This is a genomic window from Streptomyces botrytidirepellens (genome assembly GCF_003721215.1).
In the GTDB taxonomy this organism is placed as follows: domain Bacteria; phylum Actinomycetota; class Actinomycetes; order Streptomycetales; family Streptomycetaceae; genus Streptomyces; species Streptomyces himastatinicus.
Window position 1 is genome coordinate 1 of record NZ_RIBZ01000688.1, and the last position, 6638, is coordinate 6638.

Annotated in this window: 6 protein-coding genes; 1 reads left to right on the plus strand and 5 read right to left on the minus strand. The window is 73.7% G+C overall.

Features of this window, described 5'->3' with window-relative positions; translation table 11 throughout:
- Nucleotides 1-169: 169 nt before the first annotated feature.
- The 3 genes from EEJ42_RS35800 to EEJ42_RS35810 all read right to left on the minus strand — a co-directional run bounded on the left by EEJ42_RS35800 (nucleotide 170) and on the right by EEJ42_RS35810 (nucleotide 4084).
- Nucleotides 170-1348 carry an AAA family ATPase gene (locus EEJ42_RS35800; RefSeq protein WP_123106376.1) on the minus strand — a complete coding sequence of 393 codons (1179 nt, stop codon included), beginning with the start codon at nucleotides 1346-1348 and terminating at the stop codon, nucleotides 170-172.
- On the minus strand, nucleotides 1345-2838 hold the full coding sequence (locus tag EEJ42_RS35805) for a VMAP-C domain-containing protein (protein ID WP_123106377.1): 1494 nt from the start codon (nucleotides 2836-2838) through the stop codon (nucleotides 1345-1347). Before EEJ42_RS35805 ends, EEJ42_RS35800 begins: the two co-directional genes overlap by 4 nt.
- Nucleotides 2839-2983: 145 nt before the next feature.
- The gene (locus EEJ42_RS35810; RefSeq protein WP_184503437.1) at nucleotides 2984-4084 is read right to left on the minus strand and encodes a phosphorylase family protein; all 1101 of its coding nucleotides are present in this window, start codon (nucleotides 4082-4084) and stop codon (nucleotides 2984-2986) included.
- A gap of 147 nt (nucleotides 4085-4231) precedes the next feature.
- Here EEJ42_RS35810 and EEJ42_RS35815 point away from each other — a divergent pair, with 147 nt between their 5' ends.
- Nucleotides 4232-4576 (plus strand): hypothetical protein, encoded by a 345-nt coding sequence (locus EEJ42_RS35815; RefSeq protein ID WP_123106380.1) that lies wholly within the window; start codon nucleotides 4232-4234, stop codon nucleotides 4574-4576.
- A 29-nt stretch (nucleotides 4577-4605) separates the two neighbouring features.
- On the opposite strand, the gene EEJ42_RS35820 is transcribed toward EEJ42_RS35815, so the two are convergent.
- Nucleotides 4606-5547: a nucleoside hydrolase gene (locus EEJ42_RS35820; protein WP_123106379.1), complete on the minus strand. Its 942-nt coding sequence runs from the start codon at nucleotides 5545-5547 to the stop codon at nucleotides 4606-4608.
- Nucleotides 5548-5802: 255 nt separating this feature from the next.
- A partial coding sequence (locus EEJ42_RS35825; RefSeq protein WP_281291584.1) for a helix-turn-helix domain-containing protein occupies nucleotides 5803-6638 on the minus strand: 836 nt, incomplete at its 5' end.

Genomic DNA, 6638 nt, shown 5'->3' on the forward strand with positions numbered 1-6638 from the left:
GGCGGCGGGGCGTCGCCGTGCGGGGGCGCGGGGAGCGGGCCGGGCGCCGGGCGGCCGGGTCCGCGGTCCGTTTCGGCCTTGCAGACGGCCAGCCAGAAGGCATCGGCGACCTGCTGCCAGTCGAGGTCCCGCGGGCCGTGCTCGCCGGACCTGCCGCCTGGGTCCTGTGTCATGTCGAGCCTGCGGCGTCCAGGCGGTGCCAGACGGCGCGCAGTAGCTCCTCCCACTCGGGCCCCGGAGCCTCGGAACGGGCCGTCACCAGATACACCGCGTTGAGCAACTGGTCGGCGGCGAGCCCGCCTTCGTGACGGCTGCGCTCCAGGAACATGTCGATGAGCTCCCGGGCGCGCGGGTCGTCCGCTCTGCCCAGGTGCGCGGCCACGATCGCGGCGAGCCGGTCGGCGTCCGGGTCGGGCAGCCGCAGCTGGAGACAGCGGCGCAGGAACGCGGGCGGGAACTCCCGCTCCCCGTTGCTGGTGATGACGACCACGGGGAAGGCGCGGCAGCGCACCCGGCCCGAGTCGATGACGGTGCTGCGGTCGGGGTCGTCGGTGAGGACCGATACGGCCGGGCGCCGCCTGCGGATGCGCACCAGCTCGGGAATGGAGTACTCCCCGGCCTCGAAGATGTCGAGGAGGTCATTGGGCAGATCGATGTCGCTCTTGTCGAATTCGTCGATGAGCAGGACGCGGGGGAGGCGGTGCGGCAGCATCGCCGTGCCCAGCGGGCCGAGTTGGAGGAAGTCGCCGATGTCCTCCGGTCCGGGTTCGTGACCGTCCTCCTCAGCCGCCTGTCCGGCCGCCGCGGCGTGCACACGGCCGACGGCATCGTAGCCGTAGAGACCGGACCGCAGGGTGGAACGCGTGGTGATCGGCCAGCGCAGCACCCGGCCCAGGCCCAGCTCCCGGCTGATGCGGTACGCCAGCGTCGACTTGCCCGTGCCCGGGCGGCCGGTGACCAGCAGCGGGCGCCGCAGGATGAGCGCGGCGTTCACCACGTCCGCCTCCTCGGCCTCCGACCGCAGGCCGAGCGGGGTCGCGCCGAGCCGGCGGGCGGTGTCCTGGACGTCCTCCGGCGGCGCCGGGGGCTCGGTCGGCGGCTCGTCCGGGTCGGATAACGCGCCGTCGGCGCCGTAGCCGTCCGGCGGGCAGGCCGAGACCCCGCCGAAGGTGCGCCAGGGCGGCGGGGGCGGAAGGATGTCCTCCAGGCTGACGTCGTGCAGCGGGCGCCCGGTGCCTTGGTAGATCCACCAGGGGCGCGGAATGCCGGACGGCAGGGGACCGGAGGAGGAGCCGTCGCCACCCGGGATCCGTCCGTTGTGCCGCCGTGCAGGCTCTGCGTCGCTCATCGACTGCCCAACCCCTCGTCCGGCCCCGTCATGCGTCCTTGCGTCTCCACGGGGCGGGTCGGGTCGTCCCAGACGAGCACCACATGCTGCCCCGGGTGATGCTCCCGCTCCGCGGAGTCGATCGTATGGGCGTCCAGACGTAACTTTGTCACGGCTTCGCGGAGCCGTGCCAGGTCCCCGCTGGCCTCGTCCGATTTTTGTCTCAAGTACTGGACGAACGCCGGATCCCGGCTGGCGCGGCGATCCCATGCCACCAGCGGGATTCCCGCCCGCCAGGCCGCCAGCGCCTCGTACGCGCCCTCACCGGCGCCGCCCGGCGGCGAGTTGAGGATCAGCGCGACGACGTGCGGATCGGCCTGGAGCCGGGCCAGCAGCGCGGCCGGGTCGCCGGAGCGCGGACTGTCCGGATCCTGGCCCTCGACGACCAGCTGTCTGGCGAGTTCGGGCCGTCCGGTGAAGAGCTGCCAGCGCTGGTTCCACGGGCGGTGCCAGCGTCTGGTCTGGCTCCGCTCCAGGCTCCGCACCACGACCGGATAGTCCATGCACAGCGGTGTGGCCATCGTGCTGTCCAGCTCCTTGCGCCACAGATGCACCGGCAGATTCAGGTCCTCGGGGCCCAGCAGGAACTCCAGATGGATGCACCGGGCGTCCTTCCACTCCTCCTCCGCCGCGAACACCAGCTCCTGCACGGCCCGTTCGGCGGTGGCGGCGGTGACCTGGGTGACCGGGCCGCGGGCCGGATGCCAGCCGCTCGGGTCGTACTGATGCCAGGACGACAGCTCGTAACGGCCCGGTTCCTCCTGCGGCAGCAGCCGGATCACCAGATACGCGTCGTCCGGCTCGGCCGGGGCGGCGTGCCCCACCTGCTGGCGCAGCGATCTCAACTGCGAGGTCAGGTCCAGCTCCCGCGCCTGCTCATCGGCCCACGCCCGCAGCGCTTCCGCCCTCCGCAGCGGCTGGGCCGACGCCGCCAGGTACTCCACCAGGGCCAGCCCCGGCGGCAGCCCGTCCGGCCGCGCGTTCATCCGGCTCAGCTCCTCGAAGGCGTGCCAGGGGCCGGTGACCGCGGGCACGTCCTGGAGCGGACCCGCCGCGGCCCGGCACAGCTGGCCCAGATGCCCGAACTCCAGATCCTCCAGCAGCGACCGCAGCCCTCCGGCCGCCGGTGCCGGAAGCACCGGACGGGCCGTCATCTCCTCCACGACCGAGTCGAGGTGTTCCATGGCGTCCGTGTCCGGCGCCATCACCGCGAGCGAGGCGCGCAGCGCGCGCATCATCCGCGCGTTCTCCAGACACTCCCGGGCCAGCTCCACCAGGAAGTAGTCCGTGACGCGATGGCCGCGCACCGGGACGGACGTGGTCTCCATTTCCATGGCGACCAGGTCCAGACACAGTGCGCGGGAATCCGGATCCGTCAGACAGCGGAACTCCTTCAACGCCGACACCAAACTGTTGACCGATCTGAGGCCGCCTTCCCGCATGGCCGCCATGCCGTGCCTCCCCCGTACCCGCATCACCGGTCCCCGCCGCCGATGATCCCGCCGGAGACCCTGCCACAGGCAAGCGCCGCCCGCGCGGACTCCGGACAACTTGTATGCCCCCGCACGCCCCCGGCAATACCCTCGGGCGTCCCGGTCAGCCCAGGCCCAGTCCCTCGATGCGGCGGGCGAGTTCGGCCACCGCCGGGTCGTCGGGAGCCAGGACGTCCAGCACGGACACCAGCTCGCCCAGGGCCCGGTGCGCCTCGCAGGTGCGCAGCAGGGCCAGGGCCTCCGCGCGGCTCGCCGACTGGCGGCCGACCGCGGTGCCGACGGTGGGCAGCTCGTCGAGCAGCTGCTGCCAGCGGGCGGGGGAGGACAGACCGGGCACCTCCAGCAACAGGTCGGCGAGACCGCCGAGTTCCTGGACGCCGAGCTTGCGGCGGCGCCGGGCGGGCGCGCCGGGAGCCGCCTCCGCGCCGGGGAGTCGCCCGATGAGTTCGAACGCGAAGGCGGCCGCGTGCCGGGAGGCGACGGGCTGCCAGCGGTCGTCGTGCGCCTCGCCCTTGTCGCCGAGCAGGTCGGAGACGCCCCGGATCACCAGCGCGTCGAGCTGCTGGTTGACGTACGCGCCCGCGAGGAAGCCGAAGCCCTCCATGTCCACCGCGATCGCGTCCCCGGCGACGGCCGCGAGCCGCCGGCCCACGTCGGAGCGTTCGTGCCCCACCACACGGCCGCCCGCCGCGATCGGCTTGACCAGGGCGCGCGGGCGCGGCGCGGTGGCGCCGGGCAGGATCCGCCGCTGCCAGTCGTCGGCCGCGGCGACGGTACGGGCCAGCTGCACCAGCCCGTAGGCGGACTGATGGGTCTTGTGCCGGGGCAGGAACCCGGACTCGGTGTCCTTGCCGGTCTCGTAGTCGTACACCGCGTCGGCCGCCACCACATCGCCGAGCGCGACATCCTTGACGCCGCCCGCCACCCCGACGAACAGCACGGCCCGCGGCGCGAAGAGCGCCGCCGCCCGCTCGACCAGCGCCGCCGCGCCCGGGTTTCCCGGCCCCGTCATATGGATCGCCACCCGACGCCCGCCGGGCCGGGCCCCGGAGCGGAAGACGCCCGTCTCGAACAGTGAGCCGCGCTCCGCCCGGACGGGGCGCGGATCCTCCAGATGCGCTCGTACGGCCCGGTACTCGATCTCCAGCGCGGTCAGGACGACGACGTCCGCCCGCCCCGTGCCCCCGGTGTCGCCAGCCCCCACGGTTCCCCCTTGAACGCCCTTGAACGACCTTGAACGGCGTGAACTTGACCGTGCCGAGAACCCTACGTCGAACACAAGAGCTCTCTGTCCGCCCTCTCTTGAGCGGTGGACAATCGGGGCATTCGCTTCCGCGTCGAGGAGGACGGGATGAACGCACGCCTCATGCGCGCCGCGCTGGTTGCCGGGACGGTCGTCGTGACCACGCTGGGCCCCTCCACACAGGCCCAGGCGCTGCCCGCCTGCGCGAGCAACGCGATCTGCCTGTGGCGGTTCCAGGACGGGACCGGCGAGCTCTACACGTGGCGGGGCGGCTACGTGGACCTGCCCAGCCGGTTCGTGGACCACGTGGGTTCCTTCCGGGCCAACAGGACCGGCGCCTTCATCGACTGGGCCACCGGCAAGGAATGCCGCTCGGTCCGCAAGGGCGACTACGCCAGCAACTACAGCGGCCGGTTCGGCGCGAAGATCGACGCGGTGGGCGACACCTGCTGACGGCTCCGACGGCCTGACCTCGGGCGGGGTTACGAAAGCGTCCCCACCAGGCGGTCGAGGAAGCGCGGGAAGTCGGCGTCGGCGGCCACCTCGATGGTCGGGAGGTGGTCCCAGGCGAAGTGTTCGCGGGCGTCCACGATGGTCTGGCCCAGGGCCAGCTCACTCCTGGTCTCGACGTCGACCCGCAGGTCGACCAGGTCGAAGAGGCCCGGCTCCAGGACCGCCGCGACCGCGAGGGAGTCGATCAGTCCGCAGTAGTCGCCGAAGCCCCGGTCCCGCACGAACGCGCGGACGTCGAGCAGGAACGCGGCCTCGGGAGTGGCCGATCCGGCGAGCGCGGCGAGGTGTGCGGCGCCGAGATCGAGTTCCGGGCGGGTCGCGACGTCGAGGCCGATGGCGGTCAGCCGGAAACCGGCGTGGAAGACGGCGCGGGCCGCCTCGGGGTCGACGTAGACGTTCCACTCGCTCACCGGGTTGTCGCCGGTCGCCCGCCGACCGCCCCAGGGGCCGATGCCGAAGGAGCCGCCGATGATGACCAGGCGCCGCACCAGCCGGGGCAGCTCGGGCTCGCGCATCAGGGCCAGCGCGATGTTGGTCAGCGGAGCGAGCGCGATGACGGTCAGCTCGCCCGGGTGCTCCCGCGCCAGGTCGACGATGACATCGGGAGCGAAGCGCGGGTCCGGGGGCGCGGTCGGGGCGGGCAGCCCGGTGTTGGCCAGTTCGTCGTCGCCGTGCGAGAAGGGATCGCGGGGGTAGGGGCGGACGAGGGGAGCCAGCGGGCCCTGGGCGACGGGGATGTCGGCGCGGCCCGCCAGCGCGAGGATCTTGCGCGCGTTCGCCGAGGTGAGATCCGCGGTGAGGTTGCCCGACACCGCGGTGACCGCCCGCAGGTCGAGGCCCGATCGCAGCGCGAACATGATGGCCACGGCATCGTCGATGCCGGGATCGGTGTCGATGAGCACGGGAGTCACGCGAGGCCTCCGGTAAGTGTCACGGGTGGCACACACGGCCTGCGGCGGTTCAGACAGCTGGTCGTATTGAACCGTCGACACCCGGCAGTTCTTCACCGATACGGGCCCCGCACACAGCGTCGAGGTCGCGCTGGCCGCGGCGGGCGCGACGGTCTCGTACGACGCCGCACACCACTGGGGCCGCGTGCCCTTCCGTGGTGGCGCGGTCCCGATGGACGTCCGGCACATCAAGGTCGCCGAGCCCGGGGCGTAAAACTACGGCTGGTCCGCGCCCAGGGCGCGCAGTTTGCGGTACAGGGTGGCGCGGCCGATGCCCAGGGACTCGGCCGCGCGTGCCTTGTTGCCGCCGTGGCGGCGCAGCGCCTCCAGGATCGCGGTGCGCTCCGCCCGCTCCATCCCGCTGAGCCGTCGCGCGGCCGGTGGCACCCGCAGGCCCGGCGGCAGTTCCCCGCGCCGCACCGGGCCGGTGGCGCGGCGGTGCTCGGCCACCTCCCGCACCACCTGGGACAGTTCGGCGACGTTGCCCGGCCAGCTGTGCTGTTCCAGGGCCCGGCGCGCGTCCAGGCTCCAGGACAGCGGCGGACGGCCGGGGGAGGGGCGCCCGGCGAGCCCCGGCAGCAGGACGGGGATGTCCTCGACGCGCTCGCGCAGCGGCGGCAGTACGACGGAACGGGCCGTCAGCAGATCCAGCAGCCGCCGCAGACACGGGCCGACCCGGGTGCCCGGGGTGTGCGTCGCCGTCAGCGGCACCTCGGGCCGCCGCGCCAGCAGCGAGAGCAGCACGGCGACATCGGGCTGGTCCAGCCGCTCGGCGTGGAGCACGAGCAGCGGTGGCGCGCCGTCCCCCTCCGCCACGGCGTGGCACCAGCGCGGTACGTCACCGGGCGCGCCCTCGGCGGCGTCCACCACCAGCGGCGGTGTGGTGCCGCGCCAGGCGAACAGGGCGCGGGCGAGCGAGGACTTGCCGACGCCCGCCTCCCCGGTCAGCAGCAGCGGCTCAGCGGTCCGGGCCAGCCCGGTGGCCCGGGCGACGGCCACCCGCCACGGGCCCGACGCACCGGCCAGCCCCGGCAGCCGCTCCTCGCCGCCCC